General features: G+C 65.3%; 24 protein-coding genes. 10 read left to right on the forward strand and 14 right to left on the reverse strand.

All coding sequences use genetic code 11. The annotated features are described in order from the left end of the window. Nucleotides 1-207: 207 nt before the first annotated feature. Nucleotides 208-1,086: a CHAD domain-containing protein gene (locus AAGI46_01660; GenBank protein ID MEM1010907.1), complete on the forward strand. Its 879-nt coding sequence runs from the start codon at nucleotides 208-210 to the stop codon at nucleotides 1,084-1,086. Between the two features lie 159 nt (nucleotides 1,087-1,245). Here the strand turns inward: AAGI46_01660 and AAGI46_01665 are convergent, their stop codons facing one another. Continuing rightward, nucleotides 1,246-3,054, reverse strand: coding sequence for an iron ABC transporter permease (locus AAGI46_01665; protein MEM1010908.1), 1,809 nt, complete (start codon nucleotides 3,052-3,054; stop codon nucleotides 1,246-1,248). Nucleotides 3,055-3,221: 167 nt separating this feature from the next. Here AAGI46_01665 and AAGI46_01670 point away from each other — a divergent pair, with 167 nt between their 5' ends. From AAGI46_01670 to AAGI46_01680, 3 genes are all read left to right on the forward strand, one after another. Continuing rightward, entirely contained in the window at nucleotides 3,222-3,599 is a 378-nt protein-coding gene (locus tag AAGI46_01670) for a hypothetical protein (GenBank protein MEM1010909.1), read from the forward strand. 147 nt (nucleotides 3,600-3,746) lie between these two features. Beyond that, on the forward strand, nucleotides 3,747-5,153 hold the full coding sequence (locus AAGI46_01675; protein ID MEM1010910.1) for a hypothetical protein: 1,407 nt from the start codon (nucleotides 3,747-3,749) through the stop codon (nucleotides 5,151-5,153). A gap of 71 nt (nucleotides 5,154-5,224) precedes the next feature. Beyond that, nucleotides 5,225-6,286: a hypothetical protein gene (locus AAGI46_01680; protein ID MEM1010911.1), complete on the forward strand. Its 1,062-nt coding sequence runs from the start codon at nucleotides 5,225-5,227 to the stop codon at nucleotides 6,284-6,286. Between the two features lie 51 nt (nucleotides 6,287-6,337). Here the strand turns inward: AAGI46_01680 and AAGI46_01685 are convergent, their stop codons facing one another. Genes AAGI46_01685 through sucC form a run of 3 tightly spaced genes read right to left on the reverse strand, consistent with a single transcriptional unit; the run spans nucleotide 6,338 to nucleotide 8,079 of the window. Continuing rightward, complete coding sequence (locus tag AAGI46_01685) at nucleotides 6,338-6,628, reverse strand: Txe/YoeB family addiction module toxin (GenBank protein MEM1010912.1); 291 nt, start codon at nucleotides 6,626-6,628, stop codon at nucleotides 6,338-6,340. Further along, complete coding sequence (locus AAGI46_01690) at nucleotides 6,585-6,863, reverse strand: hypothetical protein (protein ID MEM1010913.1); 279 nt, start codon at nucleotides 6,861-6,863, stop codon at nucleotides 6,585-6,587. Before AAGI46_01690 ends, AAGI46_01685 begins: the two co-directional genes overlap by 44 nt. A gap of 25 nt (nucleotides 6,864-6,888) precedes the next feature. Next, complete coding sequence (gene sucC, locus AAGI46_01695; protein MEM1010914.1) at nucleotides 6,889-8,079, reverse strand: ADP-forming succinate--CoA ligase subunit beta; 1,191 nt, start codon at nucleotides 8,077-8,079, stop codon at nucleotides 6,889-6,891. 68 nt (nucleotides 8,080-8,147) lie between these two features. Here sucC and AAGI46_01700 point away from each other — a divergent pair, with 68 nt between their 5' ends. From AAGI46_01700 to AAGI46_01710, 3 genes are all read left to right on the forward strand, one after another. Next, nucleotides 8,148-8,378, forward strand: a complete 231-nt coding sequence (locus AAGI46_01700) for an AbrB/MazE/SpoVT family DNA-binding domain-containing protein (protein MEM1010915.1) — start codon at nucleotides 8,148-8,150, stop codon at nucleotides 8,376-8,378. Between the two features lie 13 nt (nucleotides 8,379-8,391). After that, entirely contained in the window at nucleotides 8,392-8,796 is a 405-nt protein-coding gene (locus AAGI46_01705; GenBank protein ID MEM1010916.1) for a type II toxin-antitoxin system death-on-curing family toxin, read from the forward strand. A gap of 74 nt (nucleotides 8,797-8,870) precedes the next feature. Continuing rightward, the gene (locus AAGI46_01710; GenBank protein MEM1010917.1) at nucleotides 8,871-9,446 is read left to right on the forward strand and encodes a CIA30 family protein; all 576 of its coding nucleotides are present in this window, start codon (nucleotides 8,871-8,873) and stop codon (nucleotides 9,444-9,446) included. Nucleotides 9,447-9,453: 7 nt separating this feature from the next. On the opposite strand, the gene AAGI46_01715 is transcribed toward AAGI46_01710, so the two are convergent. Both AAGI46_01715 and AAGI46_01720 read right to left on the reverse strand, forming a co-directional pair. Then, nucleotides 9,454-10,509 (reverse strand): anti-sigma factor, encoded by a 1,056-nt coding sequence (locus AAGI46_01715; protein ID MEM1010918.1) that lies wholly within the window; start codon nucleotides 10,507-10,509, stop codon nucleotides 9,454-9,456. Further along, on the reverse strand, nucleotides 10,506-11,186 hold the full coding sequence (locus AAGI46_01720; GenBank protein MEM1010919.1) for a sigma-70 family RNA polymerase sigma factor: 681 nt from the start codon (nucleotides 11,184-11,186) through the stop codon (nucleotides 10,506-10,508). The genes AAGI46_01715 and AAGI46_01720 overlap by 4 nt, the downstream gene beginning before the upstream one ends. Nucleotides 11,187-11,292: 106 nt before the next feature. On the opposite strand from AAGI46_01720, the gene AAGI46_01725 reads away from it, so the two are divergent. Beyond that, entirely contained in the window at nucleotides 11,293-12,159 is an 867-nt protein-coding gene (locus AAGI46_01725; protein ID MEM1010920.1) for a DUF4394 domain-containing protein, read from the forward strand. A 286-nt stretch (nucleotides 12,160-12,445) separates the two neighbouring features. After that, nucleotides 12,446-13,798 carry a FlxA-like family protein gene (locus AAGI46_01730; GenBank protein MEM1010921.1) on the forward strand — a complete coding sequence of 451 codons (1,353 nt, stop codon included), beginning with the start codon at nucleotides 12,446-12,448 and terminating at the stop codon, nucleotides 13,796-13,798. A 16-nt stretch (nucleotides 13,799-13,814) separates the two neighbouring features. Here the strand turns inward: AAGI46_01730 and AAGI46_01735 are convergent, their stop codons facing one another. Genes AAGI46_01735 through AAGI46_01770 form a run of 8 tightly spaced genes read right to left on the reverse strand, consistent with a single transcriptional unit; the run spans nucleotide 13,815 to nucleotide 20,400 of the window. Next, nucleotides 13,815-14,750 (reverse strand): glycoside hydrolase family 3 N-terminal domain-containing protein, encoded by a 936-nt coding sequence (locus AAGI46_01735; protein ID MEM1010922.1) that lies wholly within the window; start codon nucleotides 14,748-14,750, stop codon nucleotides 13,815-13,817. Beyond that, on the reverse strand, nucleotides 14,747-16,237 hold the full coding sequence (locus tag AAGI46_01740) for a hypothetical protein (protein MEM1010923.1): 1,491 nt from the start codon (nucleotides 16,235-16,237) through the stop codon (nucleotides 14,747-14,749). The genes AAGI46_01735 and AAGI46_01740 overlap by 4 nt, the downstream gene beginning before the upstream one ends. Next, nucleotides 16,234-17,148, reverse strand: a complete 915-nt coding sequence (gene murQ, locus AAGI46_01745) for an N-acetylmuramic acid 6-phosphate etherase (protein MEM1010924.1) — start codon at nucleotides 17,146-17,148, stop codon at nucleotides 16,234-16,236. Before murQ ends, AAGI46_01740 begins: the two co-directional genes overlap by 4 nt. Next, complete coding sequence (locus AAGI46_01750; GenBank protein MEM1010925.1) at nucleotides 17,130-18,302, reverse strand: anhydro-N-acetylmuramic acid kinase; 1,173 nt, start codon at nucleotides 18,300-18,302, stop codon at nucleotides 17,130-17,132. The genes murQ and AAGI46_01750 overlap by 19 nt, the downstream gene beginning before the upstream one ends. Beyond that, nucleotides 18,303-18,881: a hypothetical protein gene (locus AAGI46_01755; GenBank protein MEM1010926.1), complete on the reverse strand. Its 579-nt coding sequence runs from the start codon at nucleotides 18,879-18,881 to the stop codon at nucleotides 18,303-18,305. After that, the gene (locus AAGI46_01760) at nucleotides 18,881-19,537 is read right to left on the reverse strand and encodes an ATP-dependent Clp protease proteolytic subunit (GenBank protein ID MEM1010927.1); all 657 of its coding nucleotides are present in this window, start codon (nucleotides 19,535-19,537) and stop codon (nucleotides 18,881-18,883) included. The genes AAGI46_01755 and AAGI46_01760 overlap by 1 nt, the downstream gene beginning before the upstream one ends. After that, nucleotides 19,534-19,704, reverse strand: a complete 171-nt coding sequence (locus AAGI46_01765) for a hypothetical protein (GenBank protein MEM1010928.1) — start codon at nucleotides 19,702-19,704, stop codon at nucleotides 19,534-19,536. The genes AAGI46_01760 and AAGI46_01765 overlap by 4 nt, the downstream gene beginning before the upstream one ends. Beyond that, a complete protein-coding gene (locus AAGI46_01770) occupies nucleotides 19,705-20,400 on the reverse strand; it encodes an ATP-dependent Clp protease proteolytic subunit (protein MEM1010929.1) in 696 nt (231 codons plus the stop codon). Between the two features lie 190 nt (nucleotides 20,401-20,590). Here AAGI46_01770 and AAGI46_01775 point away from each other — a divergent pair, with 190 nt between their 5' ends. After that, nucleotides 20,591-21,115, forward strand: coding sequence for a flavodoxin (locus AAGI46_01775; GenBank protein ID MEM1010930.1), 525 nt, complete (start codon nucleotides 20,591-20,593; stop codon nucleotides 21,113-21,115). Nucleotides 21,116-21,123: the final 8 nt, after the last annotated feature.

Raw genomic sequence — 21,123 nt, forward strand, 5'->3', positions numbered from 1 at the left:
ATCGAAAGTAGGTCATGCTTCAGCACGACGTCTGACTTTCGCGTCGTGCTGAAGCACGACATACGGCAACTCCGTCATCCTGAGCGAGCGGAGCGAGTCGAAGGACCTCGCCTGGGCTGCCGATGCTGAAGCTACCGCAGCGAGGTCCCTCGGCTGCGCTCGGGATGACGGAGGGGCGCCCAGCGGCGCTTCGCGTACAATGCCCGCTTGGTCGCTGTTACCCTGTCACCTTCGGAGCCACTCGAATCGTCGGTCCGCCGGGCGATCGATGTGTTGCTGGGCGACGCAGAAGAGCGGCTGCGTCTTCCGGGCGAGGCGGGGCTCGACAAGGCGATCCACGAGTCGCGGAAACGCATCAAGGAAGTGCGTGGCCTACTCCGTCTGTTCCGCACGTCGCTCCTCGACGACGCTGGCGAACCCGTCCGGCCGTGGGCGAATGATCTGCTGCGGTCGGCCGCCCAGCCGCTGGGTCCGGCGCGGGAGGCGGCGGTAGCGAGGCAGACGTTGGACTCTCTGTCTCTTTCAGGAAACGAGCTCGTCGACCGGGCGGCCGACCGGCATTCGGCAGCGCTTGCGGGTGACGCACCGGACGCGGCCACCGATGCCGCGACGGCCGTCGCGCGCGTGCGATCGGCCTCTGCGGGTTGGCACCTCAAGGCCGACGACTTCACTGCGATCAGGCCGGGCCTGCGTCGGCTGTACGGCCTAGGGCAGCTGGCGATGGCGCGTGCGTTTCGTGCCGAGGGCGAGCCGGAGGCCTGGCACGACTGGCGCAAGCGGGCCAAAGACCTGCGGTATGCGATGGAGTTCCTCGAGCCGGCTGCGCCGGAGCTGTTGTTGCCGCTGCGGCAGATGGCCAAGGCAGTAACGGATCAGCTCGGCCGGGACCACGATTTGGCGGAACTGGCCGAGTTTGCGTGGGTCGAGGGGCAACACGACGTCGCCGCCGCCGCCGAGGCGGCGCGGGTGGCGGACCATCGAGCAATCGAACGCTCGGGGCAGCTGCTCTGGGCAGAAAAGCCAAAGGCATTCGTCGAGCGGATCGGGGCATATTGGTCGACCAAGACGACCGTGTCGACAAGCTAGAAGTGCTCTGTATCAATCTGTGTCGCGGTGAGTGTAGCGGGTCACCTGTGAGGCTTTATTGCTCCGCGATATCAGTTCGCAGAAAGCTCGCTAGCGCTCGCCGCTAAGCGAGCGGAGATCAGGAACGTTCGATTTTTCCAAGGATCGATCGCACGTCGGTCACATTCGGAAGATGGCGCCCATCTTCTTGGCGAGCAAGGCGTTGGCGGAGAGGATGGTAAGGGTGAGCAGCACCATCGTCCAGACGCCCAGCGCGCTGGCGACGTAGAGACCGTCGCCGAGGCGGCCGACGAGTTCGTAGATCGCCTTGGTGATTGGGTAGTACCCGGCCCGCTGGGCGAGGATGAGCGAGTCGCTCACCTCCAGCATTGCGAAGCTGAATGCCAGCAAGCCGCCCGCGATCAGGTTCGCGATGATCAGCGGCATCGTGATCTTGGAGAGCACCCGCCATTTGCTCGCGCCCAGATTGCTCGCTGCCAGCTCCAGGTCGCGCGGAGTCTGTTGCAAGCCAGCCACGGCCGCTCGGGCCACATAGGGCAGACGACGGGCGGCGTAGGCGATGATGAGCAGAATCGCCGGGTTTTCCAGGACGTTCAGCCAGCTGAGCCACCCGCCCGGGCCCGTCTGCTCGGGGAACCAGCGGACGAAGGTGAAGCTGATCGACAGGTAGCCGAACGCCAGCACCAGGCCCGGCACGGCCAGCGGGAGCATGGCCAGCGCGTCGATGAAGCCGCGTCCGGGTACCCGGCTGCGGACGACGATTACGCCCACGCCAAGCCCGACGACGATCGCCACGAGCGTCGCGGCCGAGGCGAAGATCAGTGAGTTGCGGACGCTGGACATGACCAGATCGCTCGACAAGGCGGCCTCGTAGTGGCTGCCCGTCAGACCGGTGGGCCAGATGCTCTGGTACCACTGGCCCGTCTGCGTGACGCTGGTCGTGATGACGGCGATGTGCGGGACGACGGCCAAGCCGAAGACGAACAGGAATGGCAGCGCGGCCAGGCCGGCTTTGAGGCCGCGGAGCTTGATCGGGGTCGCGACCACGCCGGCCTTGGTGGTCGCTGCGTCGAAGCCTCGGCCGAGGAGGATCTTGCCGATCGCGTAGAGCAGCACGCTGGCTGCGAGCATGACGACGACCAGTGCGTAGGGCACGGGGTTGCCCTGGGCTTCGGTGAGTCGCTCGAAGATCTGGACGGGCGTGACCTCGCGATAGTTGAAGACGAGCGGCGTGCCGAGCTCGGTGAAGCTCCAGATGAGGACGAGCGTGCACCCGGCGAACAGGCCGGGCCGGATGAGCGGCAGCGTGATGCGGCGGAAGACCGTCATGCGGCTGGCCCCGAGGTTTCGCGCCGCCTGCTCCATCGCCGGGTCCACGTTGGCCAGAGCGGCCTGGACGTTGAGCAGGAGGATCGGGTAGAGGTGCAGCGCCTCGACCAGGACGACGCCCGCAAAGCGATACTTGCCGAGCCAGTCGATGCCGAGCGACGTGTCCACGCCGAAGTACCCGACGAAGGTGGTCAGCGGGCCGAAGGTGCCCAGGACGGTCTTCAGGCCGACGGCACCGACGAGAGGCGGCAGGACGAGCGGCACGAGCAGCAGCCCGCCGAGCAGCGTTTTCCCGGCAAAGTCGAACTTCACGCTCAGGATCGCCAGCGGCAGCGCGATCGCCAGCGAGACGAACGTCGTCGCCACGGCAATGACGGCCGCATTCCACAGGCCTTTGAGCAGGGCCGCGTCGGTCAGGACGAGCTTGAGGTAGTCGATGCTGAATCCGCCCGTGGGCGAGCGGAACCCCTCGCCGACGACGTTCAGGATCGGCCAGACGAGGAAGATCGCAAAGAACAGCAGCAGTGCCCCGGCCAGCAACAGATGACCACGAGGGACGGTCGCAAGCTCGCGGCTCCAGCGTTTGGTGAGCGGCTCGCGGACCACGGGCATGGCTGGCAGATCGTCGGCAGCGGTCATCAGGAGCCGGAGGGTTACCGGCAACGGGCAAACTGTCAACGAACTCGCCCCGGCGGCCCCAGCGGCGCAGCGCGGAGGCGTCGTTCGTGAGCGATTCCCCGACCTCTTCAGCCCGCAAACGTGGCCCTTACCCGTCCCAGCTCCTGTCGAAGGCGCAACGGCTGTACTTGCAGGCCATTCGTGAAGGCACGTGCCCGCACGAGGCGGCGGATCGGCTGCGGATTCGCGACGACACGCTGCTCCGCTGGACGCGTCGCGAGATCTTCAAGGAGCAACTCGACACCATCATGCGTGCGAAGGACATCCGCCGCGAGCAGGCGATGGCCCAGGCGGCCGTCGAGGCAGCGATCATGCTGTCCGATGCGGTGGCCGGGAAGGTCAAGCTCGACCCGGCGAGGCAGCGTGCGTGTGTGGAACTCGTGAAGCTGGCACGACGCGTCGAGGGGACGGAGTCGAAGAGCGAGCCGAGTCCGGAAGAACAGGTCCACGCGGGGGACGTCGCGTCGAACGAGATCGAGGCACTGCGACGCACGATCGAGTCGTGACGCATCACAGAACGTGACCTCATCCGTCATCCCGAGCGCAGCCGAGGGACCTCGTCTGGTTTTCCAACGAGTCGCAAGCGAGGTCCTTCGACTCGCTCCGCTCGCTCAGGATGACGGATTTGCACATCTGTCCGCATTTGAACGCCCATGAAGAAGCTCGCGCTCAAACCTCTGTCGACGCCGGACCAGTTGCACGCGTGGGTGAAGCTCTTCTGCGGACTCGACGTGCCGCGGACGGCGTTGTGCCCGAAGCATGACGCGCCGTTCGACTACCTGGTCCGGGCCTACTTCGAGCCGGCACGCGACCTGGTCGTCTGGGCCCCGCGTGGTGGCGGGAAGACCAGGCTCGCCGCCGTCGCGACGCTGCTCGATCTCCTCCACAAGCCCGGCACCGCCGTCCGCTTGCTGGGCGGGTCGCTGGAGCAGTCGCTCAAAATGTGGGACTATCTGCTGCCCGACCTCGTCCGTGTCGGCCGGCTGCTGTTGCCCGACGGCAAGCTGCCGCGCGAGTCGACGCGAAAGGTGAAGCTGACCAACGGCTCGACGGCGGCTGTGCTGACGCAGAGCCAGCGGGCCGTGCGGGGGTTGCGTGTGCAGAAGCTGCGGTGCGACGAGGTCGAGCTGTTCGACGACAACGTGTGGGAAGCCGCGCAGCTCGCGACGCGTAGCACCGAACACGCGACGGCCGCCATCGAAGCGGCGAGCACGCACCACAAGTCGGGCGGGCTCATGGGCCGGGTCATCGACAACGCCGCCGGTCGCGACGCGGCCGTGGTTCGGTGGTGCCTGCTCGACGTGCTGCAGCCGTGCCCGGCGACGCGGGACTGTGACAAGTGCGTGCTCTTCGACGAGTGCCGCGGCCGGGCGAAAGAGAGGACGAGCGGGTTCGTCTCGATCGACGACGCGGTGCGGATGAAGGGCCGCGTGTCGGTCGAGACGTGGCAGGCCGAGATGCTGTGTCGTCGGCCGTCGACGCGCGGCCGGGTCTTCGGCAGCTTCAACGAGGACGTGCACGTCCGGCCATTCGATGGCGACGCAGAGGACATGGCGATCGGCGTGGATTTCGGCTTTGCGGCGCCGTTCGTCGCGCTGTGGATCGCGACGATCGGCGACGTCCGACACGTGGTCGACGAGTACGTGCAGCCCGGCCGAACCGTGCCGGAGCACGCGGCTGAGCTGTCGAGTCGGGATTGGCCGGCGAGGCAGATTTACTGCGATCCCGCCGGCGCGGCCGTGGTGGGTCAGACGGGTGCGAGCGACGCGGCGGTCTTGCGTCGTGCGGGGTTCAAGGTTCGGTTCCGCGCGAGCCGGATTGCCGAGGGTCTGGAGCTGATCCGTCGTGACTTGAAACCCGCCGACGGCAGTCTGCCGAGACTGCTGATCGACCCGCGTTGCAAGCGGCTGATCGAGGCGATGCGGAGCTACCACTACCCCGACACCGGCGGCGAATTGCCCCAAAAGGATGGCACGCACGACCACTCGATCGACGCGTTGCGCTATGCCTTAATCCACCTCGCCCGCCCCGTCACGATCACGGGCGGCGGGCTGTACTAACGAGGGACGCGATGTTCGCAGCGTCACCGTGTCGCGTGGAACAACCACACGCGACTCGTTAGGTTTCAAGCATGGAACTCATTTTGAAGATAGTGGCGGGTGTGGTGTTGGGTGGGCTGATCTTCATCCTGCTTGGATACTTCCTCATCAAGTTTCTCTTCTGGCGTCTCAAGCGCAACGTCACCAACGCGCTGGATGAGTTCAAGAAGTTCAGCGAGGTCGGCGCTGGAACGATGATCCAGACGGACATCGACCTTGCGCGAAACGACGATGCCGAGCTTTCTGCCGATGCTCAGGCTGCTGTCGACGAGTTCCATGGCGAAGGGTTCGATCACGCAGGCGTGTACGACGCCGGCGGTGGCATGATGAAGCTCGTTCTGTTCGCCCGGCCGTCCGACAGCGTTTGGGGCGCCGTCACCATCGCGGCAATCACGGGGCCGGTGAAGGACGTTGTCAGCCACCACGCCGATGGGCAGTGGACGACGCACACGTCGAACAAGGATCTGGGTTTCAAGGAGCTCGACGGCATCACGAAGGTTCGCGTGCCCGACTCAACCGTCGCCAACCTGCTCTCGCGTCATCTCGCCGAGCGTCCGGAAGGTGAGTACCAGCCGGCGACAACGGAGAACGTCGTCGAAGCGATAAAGCTCGCTGTTCGCGATGAAGGTTTGCTTCGCGCGTGGCGTGGTGGCATCGATGACTCTGAAGTGCAGAAGAACCTCCAAGCTGTCGGCGACGACACGGACGAAGGACAAGCCGCCTTCGCTGCCATGATGGCCCGCGGGCAGGCGATCAGCGCGCTCGACGAGGCATTCGCGACCGCCTTCCGTGAGACGACCACGCTGCCGGTCGCGCGCTGGGAAGAGATTGAAGATCGCCTGCGGATCGTCCACCCGCTCTCCAACTCCGAGCAACTCGGCCAAGCGCTCTACGGCGACGATGCCGACGACAACGCGTTCGAAGAAAACCCCGGCGGCGAGACAATGGTCCGACGGTTCGTCAAAGCCAACAACGCCCTACCGCCAGACAAGAAGCTCGAACACGTCGGCCCGGTTGAGATTCGAGCCGCTCACAAACTGCTCCGTGCCGAGGTCTTTGTCGAGCGCGAGTGGGACGACGACGAGTCAGATTGACGTCGTGAAGGAGCTACTGCTGAGCAAGATCGAAACAGACGCCGTTTGTCATCAGTCGTAGTGCCCGCGGCAGGCGATGACACGGATAGCCGTTTCCGTAACGCTGTAGACGAGTCGGTGCTCATCGCTGATACGACGAGACCAACAGCCAGTGAGGTTTCCCTTCAGCGGCTCGGGTTTTCCGGTGCCCTCGAGTGGTGTGCGTGCGACTTCGTCAGCGAGCTTCAGTGTCTTGACCGCCAGCCGGCGTTCGTTCGAGGTCAACCATTGCAGGTCTCGGAGTGCTTTGGGTTCGAACTCAACGACCCTCATCATCGACCTCCGCGTCGAGGTCGAAGGCATCAATCTCCTCCTGCGTGATGCCGAGCCGTTGCATCACTTCCTCCATGGGAATCCACTCGTCTGACGCCAGCGATTCCTCAAGTCGCTGACGCATCTTCGGATGATTCAGCAACCGCTCGGCCTCGCCGTCCGATGTCATTCTCCGCCACGTCTCGATGGGCACGACCGCCGCCTCCGGGTGGCCCTGCTCGTTCATGATGTAGCGGACCTTTGCGTCGGCCAAGGAGGTGCTCATGCTCAGACTATAACAGGTCGCGCCATCAAGCCGCCTGCTTGACCGCCGACGTCACTTTCTCCGCGGCGTCGGTCAGGTCGGTGGCCGTCTGAAGGGTCGGCAGATCACCCGATGCACCGGCGAGGATGTCGCGGGCTTTTTCGACGTTGGTGCCTTCGAGCCGGACTACCACCGGGACCTGGAAGCCAATCTGTTTGCCGGCTTCGACGAGGGCGTCGGCGATGAGGTCGCAGCGGGCGATGCCGCCGAAGATGTTGACCATGATGCCTTTCACCGAGTCGTCGGCGAGGATGATCTTGAACGCCTCGATCGCGCCTTCGCTCGTGACGCTGCCGCCGACGTCGAGGAAGTTGGCCGGCTCGCCACCGTGGAGCTTGATGACGTCCATCGTCGCCATCGCCAGACCCGCACCGTTGACAAGGCAGCCGATCGTGCCGTCGAGCTGGATGTAGTTGAGGTCGGCCTTGGCGGCGCGGACGTCGAGCTCCTTCTCCTGGCTCGTGTCCTGCATCGCGGCGATCTCCTTCTGTCGGAAGGCGGCGTTGCCGTCGAAGGTGAACTTGGCGTCGATGGCGAGCAGCTCGCCTTCCTTCGTGATGACGAGCGGGTTGATTTCCGCCAGCTCCGCATCGGTCTCGAGAAAGGCCTTAGCGAGGTTGACCATCAGCATGGCCGCCTTCATGACCATCTTGCCTTCGAAGCCGAGCTTGAAGGCGACCTCGCGGGCCTGAAACGGCTGCAGGCCCATGAGCGGATGAAGCGGTTCCTTGATGATTGCGTCCGGGTTCTTCGCCGCGACCTCTTCGATCTCCACGCCACCTTCGGCCGAGGCGATGAGCACGGGCGTTCCCTTGCCGCGGTCAACAGTGACGCCGACGTAGTACTCCTTCTCGATGTCGACGCCTGGTGCGACCAGCAGCACGCTGACCGGCACGCCCTCGGGGCCGGTCTGGTTGTTGGTCATGCGGTTACTCAGCATGAACTCCGCCGCCTCGCGAACCTCGTCGGCCGACTTGCAGAGCTTGACGAAGCCCGCCTTGCCCCGGCCGCCCGCGTAGACCTGGGCCTTGACGACGACGAGATCGCCCTTGCCTTCGCCGTCGAACTTCTGGTATGCGGCGACGGCTTCGTCGACGCTCCGCACGACCTCGCCGTCGGGCACGGGCAGGCCGTAATCGGAGAGAATCTTGCGTCCTTGGTATTCGTGGGCCTTCATGCGAAGCAAGGCTAGGCGAGCGGGGTCGCGGTTTGCGCCGTACACTTCGCCGGACTAGGAGCTACGCGATGACGACCGAAGTCAAGCTTAAGAAGGTGGGCGAGCAGACCGTGATCGAGCTTCCGCAGGAAGTGCTCGAGCGTCTGCACGTGTCTGCGGGTGACAGCGTTCGACTTTCCGAGACGACGGACGGCGTGGCATTGGGTCGCGTCGAGGAATCGGAGCACGACCGGCAGATGCGGCTTGCGCAGGACGTGATGAAGCGCCGCGAGTCGATGTTGCGTCGCCTTGCAGAGTGAGTGGAGGGCCTCGATGAAGGACGACCCGATTTGGATCGAACGCTCGGTCGCTGATGCGCTCCATGAGCAGCAGCTGGAACTTCACGGCGGATCGTCCGGTGTGCGAGATGCGGGGCTGCTGGACTCTGCGCTGAATCGGCCCCGGCAGCTTTTCGCATACTCCGACCCAACACCGGACATCCCGACGCTTGCCGCGTGCTACGCCTTTGCCATCGCACGCAACCACGCCTTCGTCGACGGTAACAAGCGGACGGCGGCGGTCGTCTGCGAACTGTTCCTTAATCGAAACGGCTACGAGCTTGTCGCGGACAACGACGCCGCTTTCGACAAGTTCCTCGCCCTCGCTGCCGGAGACATCACCGAAGAGGCCTTCACCGATTGGCTTTCGGCCAACGTGCGAAAACTCGATTCTGACTAGCTCAATCGCTCGCCATCCGCGGTTTCGTTGAATCTGGAAACAGGCGTGCACCCGATTTTGCTGCACGCTGACGCATGGCCTTCTCCACGTTCTTTTTCGCGTTGCTCTTTGCCGCCATGCCAGGCGCGAATCGGTCGCTCCTCGTCACAGACTTCAGTGAAACCGACGCCAATGCCGGGTGGCGAAACGTCAATGACAACGTCATGGGCGGACGAAGTGACGGACAGCACCGCTTCGAGGACGACACGATGGTCCTCTTCGGCGACATCAATACCAACGGCGGCGGGTTCACCAGCGTGCGCCTGCCGATTGACCAGGGAAACCTGGCCGGGATGACGCACGTCACCCTGCGGATCAAGCCCGACGATCGTGGGCCGTGGCGATTCATTGCCTACGACGCCGACAACCGTCGCATCAACTACCGAATCGACCTCGAGCCGACCGGCGAGCTGAGTGAGTGGCAGGAAGTCACCATCGCCATGGCCGACATGATTCCGTCGTGGCGCGGCCGGTCGCTTTCGGTCGAGCGCTATGGCCGCGTCGAGCCCTCGCGGATCTACCAGATCGGTCTGATCCTCAACGACACGCGCGACGGTCCGTACGAGCTTCGGGTCGACAGGATCGTTGCGACCGCGGTCGACAAGAGCTAGCTCCGCATCATCGCAGCGGCCCCACGAGCACGATCGGACCCGTCGGTTGCGGTGTGCCGCCGGCGGGTTCGAGGCTGACGGCGACGGCGTTGAGATCGTCGGGCAGATCCGGCAGCTCGGAGTCAAACGTGCCGCGCCCGTCGTCGCCGACGGCGAACGTGCCGAGCGAGATCGGGTCACGCTCGACAGGCAGTGCCCAGGCCTGATACGTCTGTGCGGGCGTGGGCGGGACGAGGCCGTCGACGTCGAGCCGCAGTCGATCCGCCGTCGCGTTGAGCACAGCTCCGCCACCGGCGTCGGGGCGTGCCTCGGTGCCGGCGAGGGACGCGAGTTTCGAATCGGCCGAGAGTGCGAGGTCCAGTGTCGCCTGGGCCGCGACTAGACGTGCGTCGAGTCGCTGGGCGAACTGCGTCTGAGCTTCGAGTCGCTGTTCGAGGCGTGCCACAGTCAGCCGCAGGCCCGCGGCCTCTTGGCGAACGGTGGACGTTTCGCGTTGCAGCGATTCGAGGTCGGCCATCGCCTTTTGACGCCGTGCCTGCGTCGTCGCTAGATCACCGGCGACGGTCGCCAGCTCGGTTTCGAGCGTCGCAATCGTCTGTTGCAGTTCCCGCCGTTGGACTTGGGCATCGTCCGCCTGCGCATCGGCCTTGTCGGCGTCTTCACGCAGTTGATCGACGAGTGCTTCTGCTGCGAGAACGCCCCGCTGGGCGTCCTGTCGTTGGACCGTCGTCCATCCGACAAAGACCGCACCGGCCGCCAGTGCTGGGGCGACCAAGGCGACCGGCCAGTTGGGCGAGTGGCGTTCGGGCACCGGCATCGAAATCGGGCCCGGCGGGTCGACGCGATCCCTCAGACGACGCCAGGCCGCGGCGTCGATCGCGACCGGCTCGACGGAACCAGCCATCTCACTCGCGGCAACCAGCGCGCGGTCGACGGCTGCGAGGGCCTCGGTGTCGCCGGCATCGAGCCTGGCACGCGCGTCGCGCGCCTGCTCGTCGTCCGCGACGCCCAGCACGAAGGCGAGCATCAACACGTCGATCGACTCGTCGCGATCGTCGTTCATGACGGCCTCCTCTCGTCGTTCGAAGACGTCCGCCCGGCCGATGCCGGCTCGGAGGCGTGGCTCTGCAACGCGTCGGCAATCCGCTGCAGGCTTCGACGGATGTGGCCCTTGTTCGTTCCGAGCGGCGTTTCGGTCTTCTCGGCGATCTCGGCGTGCGTCAGGCCGTCGAAGAAGGCGAGCTCGAGCGAGCGGCGCTGCGCTTCTGGCAGCGTGTCGAGTGCGTCGCCGACGGCTGACCGCAGCTCGTCATGCTGCGCACCCGCGAGTGGCTCGGTCTGTGCCGGATCTGCGGGCTCGAACAGCTCGGGCACCGTGCGGAGCCGTCGCTTTCGAAGGCGATCGAGGCATCGGCTGCGCGTCAGGGGCAACAAATAGCTCCGCACAGAACCCCGACTCGCCGAAAAACGATCGCCCTTTTCCCACAGCTCGATGAGCACATCCTGCAGGCAATCCTCCGCTTCGTGCAGGTCGCCCAGCATGCGTCGCGCCAGGCCCAACAGCATCGGCGCGTGCCTCTGGTAGAGGCGCTCCAGCGACGCAAGGTCTTGCCTGGCAATGCCGGCGAGGAGCTCAGAATCGTGCGGGTCGTCAGGCGTCACGGCAAGCAGCGAGCCCGCCCGGCGAACCTGCTGCCGAAAATGCCAGCGGTCTGCAAGATTCTGAGAGCGATGGGACATGTTGCGCGGTCCGATCAGCAGATCTCTCGTTGTTTGAAAGGTGTGGGGAGCATCCTCGACTTCCGGGCGAGAGAGAGCTGCAAGAACCGACCGGAGACAAATGCTCATGAAAACGACCCTAACTCTTGCTGCTGCAGCGTTTGCGACGCTGGTCGGCAGTGCGTCCGCCGAAATCATCTACGGCCTGACGACGCAGAACGACGTCTTCCTCATTGACAGTGCCGCACCGTCGGTCGTCCTCGACGGCGGTGCCGTCGGCGGCCTGCCGGCTGGCGTCGACCTGCAGGCGATCGACTATCGCGCTGCGACCGAGACGATCTACCTGCTCGACGACATGGAGAACGTCTACACGTTCGATCCGGTCACGTTCGACGCGACGCTCGTCGGGACGTTCAGCCCCCGCATCCCTGGCGTCAGCTACGCGTTCGACTTCAACCCGGCCTTCTCGGGCGGCGAGTTCGCTCGCATCATCACCGACTCGAACGACAACCGCGTCATCAGCGGCGACACGGGTCAGTACCTTGCTCCCGTCGAGAAGACCGATGTCTTCTATCCGGCCGGCGACCCGAACTTCGGCGCTGATCCGAACATTGCCGGCATCGCCTACACCAATAGCTTCGGCGTTCCGACGTCGACTCAGCAGTTCGGCATCGATAGTGACCTGGGCGTCCTGGTCACCGTCGCCAACAACGCCGGCACGCTCGACACCGTCGGCAGTCTCGGCGTTGGCTTGATCACCAACGAGCTCGGCTTCGACATCTCAGGTGCCACCGGCATCGCCTACGCCGCTCTGCAGGACGGCCCGAACAGCGGCCTGTTCACGATCGATCTTGCGACCGGGGCCGCAACGGAAGTCGGCGACTTCGGTTCGGGCGACCTGGTCCGCAGCCTGACGGTCATCCCGATCCCCGAGCCGACCACCCTCGGCCTGGCCGGTGTCGCCGCGATGACGCTGCTCCGTCGTCGTCGCTGATTGATGCGGTAGGACAATTCACCACAGCACTGCCCGGGTGCCGAGCTTTGAAGCTCGGCACCCGGGTTTTTCTTTGAAGTTCCTGGCAGCTTCGCGATGTCAATCGGTTCGGTTGCGCTCATTGCCGCACCTCGGTTTCCTGCAAGCAGCGGCAGGTCTCTGCTACAGCTTGTCCATCGCCCCAGCAGGCGACGCACAAGAACCCGAACCTGGAATGTCCATGCCCTCTCGTCGTCATCGCCCGTCCCGCTGCCGCCGTGCTCTGCTCACGGCAGCTTGCACGACTGTGGCCGTCACAGGCGTCTCAGCGTCGACGCCGCCGTCGACCGAGCCGACGCCGGAAGAGTTGCTCGCGCAGATCAAAGCGTTGCAGGCTCAGGTTGAGCGACTGCAGGAGTCGCAGGATCGCAACGCGTCTCAAGCTGAGACAAACCCTTCGACCAAGCAAGAGGCACTCGAGACGGTCCTCGCTGAAGAGGACGATCGAAAGCAGAGGCCGACGTTCCTGCAGGCGGTCGGCACGGACTCGCCGGGGCCCTTCGCGGGCTTTGCCGAGGGCAAGTTCTTCCTGGGCGACGTCGATGGCAACTTCTTCTTCAATCCGAACCTGCAGATCCAGGCCCGGCACGTTGCCAACTACAGCGACGCAGGCAACGACACCGACTTCGGCTGGGAAATGCGGCGCGTCAAGGCCGGCGCTTCCGGCCACATCTACACGCCCGAGCTGGAGTACAGCGTCACGTTTGGGTTCAGTCGCGGCAGCACCAGCATCGCACTCGAAAACGCGAACATCCAATACAGCCCGGAAGACGGGTTGTTCGGCGTCGAGCACACCTCCTTCCTCGTCGGCCAGTTCAAAGATCCGACGTTCTTCGAAGAAAAGACGAGTTCGAAGCGTCAACTGGCAGCCGACCGCTCGTACGCGAACGAGCGACTGGCCGGCGGTCTGACGGACTTCGTCCAGGGCATCCAGTACCTTTACAACGACGGTCGAATCGCCTGGCAGGTCGGCTACCTCGACGGGGCCAACACCGACCAGACGAGCTTCATCGATCCGGCAGGTACGAGCTTCTTCTTCGCACTCAACGGCCGATTCGACATCCTGCTCAAGGGTGAGAACGCCCGCGTCTTCCGTGACTTCACCGCGCTCAACACCGAAGAGGACAGCCTCCGCGCCGGAGCGGGCTTCCTGGTCGACCTCGGCGACAACGATCCGGGCAGCTTCCTGTACGACCTGTTCGCGACGGCCGACATCTCGTACGAGACGGCGAGCGGGTTCGGCTTCTTCGGGGCCGGCATGCTGCGAGCGTTCGACAACAGCGGCGTCGAGTTCATCGACCTCGGCTTCGTCACCAAGGCCAGCCAGATCATCGATCGAGACAAAGGCCTCGAAGGCTTCGGTCAGATCTCCGCGGTCTTCCTGGAGAACGACGACCCTCGCAGCGGCGAGCAGTTCATGCCCGAAATCGTCGGCGGCATCAACAAGTACTGGGAAGGTCACAACGTCAAGATGACCATCGACGCCGGCGTCCTGCCCAACGGCAGCGGCGTGGGCAACTTCACTGGCATCGGCTACCGCGGCTTCTCGGGCAACGACCTCGAGTTCACCGTCCGCGGGCAGATTCAGCTGTTGATCTGATTCCGCAAGATCGCTGTCACGCGTCGTTCGCCGCGGCGATGACGTCGGCGGCGAACTCGTCCAATGCGCTGTTGCACCCGTGCAGCAACCAGTCCGCCCCGGCGTCGGCGGCGCGGCGGAGCGTTTGTGACAGCGTCATGCCTACGCGCGCCCCGGCCATGTCGAGGCTGTCGGTGACGATCGTCCCGCGGAAGCCCAGCTCGCTGCGAAGGAGCCCGGTCGTGATGGGTTTCGACAGGCTGGCCGGGCGATCGGGGTCGAGGTCGCGATGGACGAGGTGAGCTGTCATGATGGCCAGGTCGTCGCGCTGGGCGAACGCTTTGAACGGAGCGAGCTCGATGTCGCGTTGCCACACGTCTGTGACGTCCGGCAGTGCGTGATGCGAGTCTTCGTTCGCCGAGCCGTGGCCGGGGAAATGCTTGAGGCACGGCGTGATGCCGTGAAGGACGTGCGCGTCGATGACGTCGCCCGCAACCTCCGCTACCACGCTCGGATCGGCCGAAAAACACCGACCGAGCGCCGCCATGACCGGGCCGTCGGGGTTGACCGCGACGTCGACGCCGGGCGCGAAGTTGAGCGTGATGCCGAGTCGTGCCATCTCGGCACACGACGCGTCCAGTACGCCCCGCCGCTCGTCGACTGGCATCGTCGCGAGGTCCACCGGCGACGGCAGCGGCGCGAACCCGGCCGACGGCTTGAGCCGCGCAACGCGTCCGCCTTCTTGATCGATGCTGACGACGACGTCGCCCAGCCGCTCGCGAACGTGAGCGATCAGTTCCGCGACCTGCGTCGGCGACTCGACGTTGCGGACCTCGCCGCTGCGGATGTCCTTCTCGAACAGCACCACGCCCACCACGCCAGCCTCGGCACACGCGTCGAGGTCGCGCTCTAGTCGCTCGTCACCCGGCCGCGAACCGCGCAGGCCGAGGATGAGGCGGTCGGCGAGGCTCACTTGATCTCCTCCGCGAGGACCACCTCGAAGCCGCGTTGCTGCGACTCGGGGATCGGGCGCTTGCCCTTCTGCAGCGCGCAAACCAGCAGGCTCGCACTGAAGGCGACGACCATCCACCAGCCGATCGACGTGCCGCTGAACTCTCTCATGAGGTGCACGGTGACGGCACCCGTGACGAGCGCGGCGATGATCGTCGCACCCGATCCGCGGTCCAATAGCAGCACGCAGACGAAGACGGCGAGCAGCCCGGCGTAGGCGTAGGTCATGACGCCCAGCGCGAAGGGAATGATGCCTTCCTCCTCACCCGCGGCGACGATCGCGAAGATGATCGCGAAGGTCGACAGGCCGACGCCGACGACGAGGTTGCCGATGCGTGCGACCTTGGCCGAGTCTGCCTCGGTCTTGCCGCCCAGGCCGAGGTCGAGCACGAGGGCACTGGACATCGACGCCATCGTCGAGTCCATGCTGCTCATCGCGGCGGCGAAAAGCCCGGCGATGAGCAGGCCTCGCAGGCCGACTGGCAGGTCGCTCAGGATGAAGCTCAAAAAGACGCGCCGCGTTCCATCGGCGAGGCCCTCTGCGCTGTTGGAGTCGCGAAGGAAGAGCATCAGGCCCACCGTCATGAACAGCGACACCACGGCGATCGCGGCAACCTGCGAGCCGATCAGTGCACCTGCCGCCCGTCCTGCACTCCGCGAGCTGAAGAGCCGCTGGGCCATGTCCTGGTCGGTGCCGAGCGAGGCCGCGTTGAACAGCACCCAGCCGATCAGCACGGACCAAAGCGAGAACGTCGACGTCATGCTCGGCGTCAGGTCGATCAGCTTGAGCTTCCCGGCATCGCCGAGCGAATCGGTCGCTGCGGAGAACGGCATGTCGATCTGACCGGTGAGCACCAGAATGCTCCCGCCGACGGCGATGACGAGCACGATCGCCTGGAGCGTGTCGGTCCAGATGACCGCTTTGATGCCGCCCCACGACGTGTAGATCAAAGCGGCCACTGCGAAGGCAAGTGTGCAAACCACGAGTTGCCACTCTTGAAGGTCATCAAAGAAGATCATGCTCATCGCGATGGCCGCGACGTAGACGCGGACCCCGCTGGCGAGCAGCCGGCCGAGGAAAAACATGCTCGCACAAGCGCGTCTCGCCACGACGCCCCGTCGGTCGCCGATGACCTCGTAGACCGTCGACACGTTCGCCGCGAAGAACTTCGGCAGGAAGAGCCACGAGACGAGCACGGCTGCGATGACCGTCGCGATCGACGCCGAGAGATAGGTCAGGTCGCTGAGATACGCCTGCTGCGGCCCGCCGATGAAGGTGACGCCGCTGAGGCTCGTCGCCAGGACCGAGATGCCGATCGCCCACGCCGGCACGCGTCGGCCGCCGCGGTAGAGATCGTCGGCGGACTTGCTGCCGCGACCTGCCAAGAGGCCGATCGAGAGCACGACGCCCATGTACGCCGCGAGGATGAGCCAATCGACCAGCGTCATGCGATCGCCTTGCGAAGGTTGCCCTCGGTCTCGTCCAGCAGGTCCTCGGCCTCGAGGAAGTCGACGCCCTTGGTCGCCATGACGATCGCCGTCTTCACTCGGCCTTCGCCGGCTTCGAGCATGCGGAACGCGTCATCGCGGCTGAGGTCGAGCATCCACATCAGGATGCGGGCGGCGCGGTCTTCGAGCTTGTCGTTGGTCGCACGCAGGTCGACCATGAGGTCGTCGTGCGTCTTGTTCATCCGCACCATCAGGCCGGTCGAAATCATGTTGAGCGCCAGCTTCGTCGCGGTGCCGGCCTTGAGGCGCGTCGAGCCGACGAGCACCTCCGGCCCCGTCTGCAGGTGGAGCACGTGGTCGGGCTTTGGCTCGTCCGGCACGATGCCGCAGGTGAGCAGGCCCGTCAGACAACCCTTCTCGGCACCGAGCTCGATCGCGCCCAGTGCGTACGGCGTCGTGCCGCCGGCGGTGATGCCCAGGACGGTGTCGCGATCGGTCAGGTCGAACCGGCCGAAGACGTCGGCGATGCCGCGGCGGTCGTCTTCGAGGCCTTCGGACGAGACGGTCAGGGCCGACGTGCCGCCGGCGATGATGCCGACGACGCGGCCGGGCTCGACGTCGAAGGTCGGCGGGCACTCGCTGGCATCGAGCACGCCGAGCCGGCCCGACGTTCCCGCCCCGGCGTAGAAGACGCGGCCGTTGTCTTTGAAACGCCGGACGATCGCGTCGACGAACGCCGCGATCTGCGGCACGGCCTTCCGCACTGCGGCTGCCGCGACGGCGTCCTGGTCGCTCATGAGCAAGAGAAAGTCGGCCGTCGGCAGGGCGTCGGAGCCGGTCGCTTCGGGGAGTCGGCCTTCGGTTGGCACGTGCGACCGATCCGGCGGCAGGTTCATGTCGGGTACGTCCATGAACCGGGCAAGGGTACCACCTCCTGCCGCCGCGTCACAGCCGGGAGCGTGATCGGCACCCTGTCGTGAGCCAACGCCCCGAGGATCGCCATCGCGACCGCTTCTCGCGCCTCGATCGGGACCCCGAAGGTGTCGGTGGTCTTCGTCGGTCCCATCGCACCGACGAGCGCAGCGTTCCGGGCACCACCCCCAGCGATCACGACCTCGACCTCACTCCGGTCGAAGCCGAGTCCAGAGCGCAGCGTCGGACCGGGTCTGACGTCCGAGCGCGATGACTCCGGATCCGACGCGACGCTTCGCTCTGCGTGCGGCTTCGTTTCGAGGACGTCACGGATCGTGCGACCGATCGCGTGGGTGGTCGTTGCGAGGAGGTCGTTCGGAGCAAGGTCGTCGACGTGCGCATCGAGCCACGAGAGTGATTCGTCGTCCGTGCCCAGCGACCGATCCTGGGCACGTTGCGCAAGAAGCAACTGCTGCAACTCGGACGAAGCGGTGTCGTCGACTTCCCCCAATGCCGCCGCGCCACCGTCGCGGTCGAAGGGCTCGCCCAGTGCTCGTCGTGCGGCCGCATCGAGAAGCTGGTTGCAGACGCAGACGTCGAACCCCCGAATACCAGCGATGTCGTCACCCGCCGGCAGAAGCGTGACGTTGCAGAACCCGCCGAGGTTGACGATCGCCCGCGACCTCGTTGCGTCGCGAAACAACACCCAATCCGCCAGCGGCGTGATCGGTGCGCCTTCGCCATCCGCGACAAGGTCGGCCCCGCGCAGGTCGGTCACGACTGGGCAATTCAACGCCTGCACCACCGGCCACGGGTCGATCAGCTGCCACGACACCGGCGGCCGATGGAAGACGGTCTGGCCGTGGATCGCGACGAGGTCGAGTCGACGATCGCCAGCAAGGCCGCGCAGAACGTCAGCGTGCAATCGGCCAAAGTCACGGCAAACACGCGCGATATCGCCGGCTGTCATCGGGACGTTCGTCGCCAGATCACGCAGACGTGGGCCGCAGTCGCCGAGGTCGCGCGATGCGGTCGCGACGAGCGTCGCGGTCATGTCGAGTCCGCTGCCGACGATCTCGACGAGCGCAACGTCCAGCCCGTCGAGGCTGGTGCCTGTCATGCAGCCCGCGACCAGCCGGCGACGCTCGGGCATTCACTCACCCAGTACCTTCACACCCACCAGCGATCGGCCCGTGAGCGCGTCGTCGAACTGCACGCGCACCGTCAGCTCCGCATCATCGGCCGGCGGTGCGTCGAGTGGGCAGGTCACGACGTAGCCGGAAAACAGACGCCCACTGCGCCAGCGATCGCGAAGCTCGGCCGCGTCGAAGGTCCATTCGCCAAGGGCAGTCTCCTCGGCGGTCGACAGGTCGAATAAGGAGACCTTCACGCTGCCGCCGACCTTGATGACGTCGCCGACGGCGTCGACGGGCGTGACGTAGACGTCGAGAGATTGCTCGCTCGAAAGCCCGGTGAGACGACCGAAGGCGAGGTCGGTGGCAGTCGGCGTCGCGGCGAGCTGCGTGGCACTGAGCGTCGCACCATCCGTCACTTCGACCGCAGCCAGGCGAGCCTCCAGCTCGGCGTTCCTGGCGCGAAGGTCCTCCACCTCGCTGCGGAGGAACTGGCGGTCCTTGCGGAGCTGAACCGTGACAGGATCACGACCGCCGCACCCGACGAGCGAGCAGCCGGCGACAAGCACCGCGAGCGCGATCGGGAGTCTGGACGGCATCAGTCGTCGTTCTCGGGGGCGTGGTGGGTGAACGTGTCGGGCGCTCGTTCAAGCACCTTGTCGGCACACCCGTAGTCGACGGCTTCTTCGGCGAAGAGCCACTTGTTGCGATCGAAATCCCTGAGGATCTCGTCGTAGCTCTTGCCGGTCCACTCGGCCATCATGTGGTAGAGACGCTCGCGAAGCCGGAGCATGTGTTTGGCCTCGATGCCGAGGTCGGTCGCTTGGCCCTGCATGACACCGCCGAGCAGTGGTTGGTGGAGCATGACCTGAGCGTTGCGAAGGACGAACCGCTTGCCCTTCGTGCCGGCCGCGAGGAGGGCCGAGCCCATGGAGGCACACATGCCGATGCCGTAGGTGGCGACGTCGCACCGCAGGAACTTCATGGTGTCCAGGATGCCAAAGCCGGCACTGACCGATCCGCCTGGCGAGTTGACGTAGAAGTGGATGTCGGCCTCGGGGTCCTCGGTCGAGAGGAACAGAAGCTGGGCGATGATCAGCTGGGCCGAGTCGTCGGTGACGGGCCCGGCGAGCATGATGATGCGGTCTTTGAGCAGGCGCGAGAAGATGTCGAACGCCCGCTCACCGCGGCCGGACTTCTCGATCACCATGGGGATGAGGTTGTTTTCCATGCTTTTCCTTTGTTTTCTCGTCAAACGAGCAAGCCGGTGAAGAAGAGGACCAGTCCGACCCCGATCAGCAGCAGAATCACCAGCAGCACGCCACCGATGATGCAGCCGGTTTCATCTTCGATGAAGTGGGCAAGCTGCAAGCCGTTTCCAAGCCAGCTGAGCCATCTGCGTTTCCGCTGACGCTTCGCCACCTATTTCTCCTTCGTCGCATCGGTCGCTGCGTCGACGGTGTCGCTGTCCTCTTCGCCGCCGAGGATCTCGTCGATGAGGCCGTAGTCCTTGGCTTCCTGGGCGTCGAAGAACTTGTCGCGCTCCGCATCCTTTTCGATCTGCTCTTCGGTCTGACCCGTCGCCTTGGCGAGGATCTGGTTGAGCGTCTGCTTCGTCTTGAGGATTTCCTCGGCTTGGATTTCGATGTCGCTCGTCTGGCCGTACACGCCGCCGTAGGGCTGGTGGATCATCACCTTGGCGTTGGGCAGAATGAACCGCTTGCCCTTGGTGCCGGCGGCCAGGGCGATCGCCCCGCCGCTCATGGCCCGGCCGATGCAGTAGGTGGCGACGTCGCAGGTCAGGAACTTCATGACGTCGTACATCGCCAGCGTGTCGTCCACGACGCCGCCGGGCGAGTTGATGTAGAAGTTGATGTCCTGGTCGCGCTTGACGCTCTGCAGGTACATCATCTGCATGATGACGCGGCTGGCGCTGGCGTGGTTGATCTCGCCGACGAGGAAGACGACGCGGTTTTCGAGGAGCATCTCCTCGAGCGTCATCTCGCGTGTGCGCTGGTAGCCGCCACCGGGCGCGGCCATGGGCATGTTGGTCGTGGGCACGTGAGGCCGGTCGCCGACGAGGCCTTGCATCCGTGCCAGGGTCGCTGGATCGAGCATGCCGCACACTATGCCGCCGACGGCGGGTCCGATTGTGACGGCAGGAGGCACCCGTGCGTTGCCTGCAGGATCGCATCAATTCTTGGCGATTTTCGAACTGAAGACTGAACGCTTGCGTTTGAGACGTAGTCTCATCGAACGCAGCCGAGTCGGACTCGGCTGCCGCACCGCACGACCCGTCACTTCGACCATGAACATCGCCATCATCTACGGAACCACCACCGGGCAGACTGCCGACGTCGCTCAGCAGATCAAGGAGCAGCTCGGCGATCTCGCAGCCGACCCGATCGAGGTGGACAACTTCGATCTCGCCACCGTCGGCGAGTACGACGCGCTGCTGCTGGGCATCCCGACCTGGGACGTGGGCGAGATGCAGTACGACTGGGACATGGTCGCCGACGACTTCGCTGGGGCGGATCTTGCGGGCAAGACGATCGCGCTGTTCGGCTGCGGCGACCAAGGCGCGTACGCGGACACGTTCGGCGATGCGCTGGGCCTGCTGTGGGACAAGCTCGAACCCAGCGGGCCGAAGCTCGTCGGACGCTGGTCGACCGACGGCTACGACTACGACGCGTCGGTCGGCGTGCGCGAGGGCAAGTTCCTCGGGCTCATGTGCGACCAGGATTGCCAGCCGGAGCTGACCGAAGAGCGCATCCGACGGTGGTGCGAGCAGCTCAAGGCGGAGCTGGAAGGTGCCGAGGTCGCGGCCGCGTGAGCGCCGTT

This window comes from Planctomycetota bacterium (assembly GCA_038746835.1).
GTDB lineage: Bacteria > Planctomycetota > Phycisphaerae > Tepidisphaerales > Tepidisphaeraceae > JBCDKH01.

Bases quoted from the DNA above. Each gene is read 5' to 3' on its own strand.
- AAGI46_01775 (MEM1010930.1), top strand. From the start codon at position 20,591: ATGAACATCGCCATCATCTACGGAACCACCACCGGGCAGACTGCCGAC.
- AAGI46_01720 (MEM1010919.1), bottom strand. From the start codon at position 11,186: ATGTCCCATCGCTCTCAGAATCTTGCAGACCGCTGGCATTTTCGGCAG.
- AAGI46_01705 (MEM1010916.1), top strand. From the start codon at position 8,392: ATGAAGGACGACCCGATTTGGATCGAACGCTCGGTCGCTGATGCGCTC.
- AAGI46_01755 (MEM1010926.1), bottom strand. From the start codon at position 18,881: ATGCCGTCCAGACTCCCGATCGCGCTCGCGGTGCTTGTCGCCGGCTGC.
- AAGI46_01700 (MEM1010915.1), top strand. From the start codon at position 8,148: ATGACGACCGAAGTCAAGCTTAAGAAGGTGGGCGAGCAGACCGTGATC.
- AAGI46_01725 (MEM1010920.1), top strand. From the start codon at position 11,293: ATGAAAACGACCCTAACTCTTGCTGCTGCAGCGTTTGCGACGCTGGTC.
- AAGI46_01690 (MEM1010913.1), bottom strand. From the start codon at position 6,863: ATGAGCACCTCCTTGGCCGACGCAAAGGTCCGCTACATCATGAACGAG.
- sucC (MEM1010914.1), bottom strand. From the start codon at position 8,079: ATGAAGGCCCACGAATACCAAGGACGCAAGATTCTCTCCGATTACGGC.
- AAGI46_01740 (MEM1010923.1), bottom strand. From the start codon at position 16,237: ATGACGCTGGTCGATTGGCTCATCCTCGCGGCGTACATGGGCGTCGTG.
- AAGI46_01750 (MEM1010925.1), bottom strand. From the start codon at position 18,302: ATGCCCGAGCGTCGCCGGCTGGTCGCGGGCTGCATGACAGGCACCAGC.
- murQ (MEM1010924.1), bottom strand. From the start codon at position 17,148: ATGGACGTACCCGACATGAACCTGCCGCCGGATCGGTCGCACGTGCCA.
- AAGI46_01665 (MEM1010908.1), bottom strand. From the start codon at position 3,054: ATGACCGCTGCCGACGATCTGCCAGCCATGCCCGTGGTCCGCGAGCCG.
- AAGI46_01770 (MEM1010929.1), bottom strand. From the start codon at position 20,400: ATGCTCGATCCAGCGACCCTGGCACGGATGCAAGGCCTCGTCGGCGAC.
- AAGI46_01715 (MEM1010918.1), bottom strand. From the start codon at position 10,509: ATGAACGACGATCGCGACGAGTCGATCGACGTGTTGATGCTCGCCTTC.
- AAGI46_01685 (MEM1010912.1), bottom strand. From the start codon at position 6,628: ATGCCTTCGACCTCGACGCGGAGGTCGATGATGAGGGTCGTTGAGTTC.
- AAGI46_01680 (MEM1010911.1), top strand. From the start codon at position 5,225: ATGGAACTCATTTTGAAGATAGTGGCGGGTGTGGTGTTGGGTGGGCTG.
- AAGI46_01675 (MEM1010910.1), top strand. From the start codon at position 3,747: ATGAAGAAGCTCGCGCTCAAACCTCTGTCGACGCCGGACCAGTTGCAC.
- AAGI46_01710 (MEM1010917.1), top strand. From the start codon at position 8,871: ATGGCCTTCTCCACGTTCTTTTTCGCGTTGCTCTTTGCCGCCATGCCA.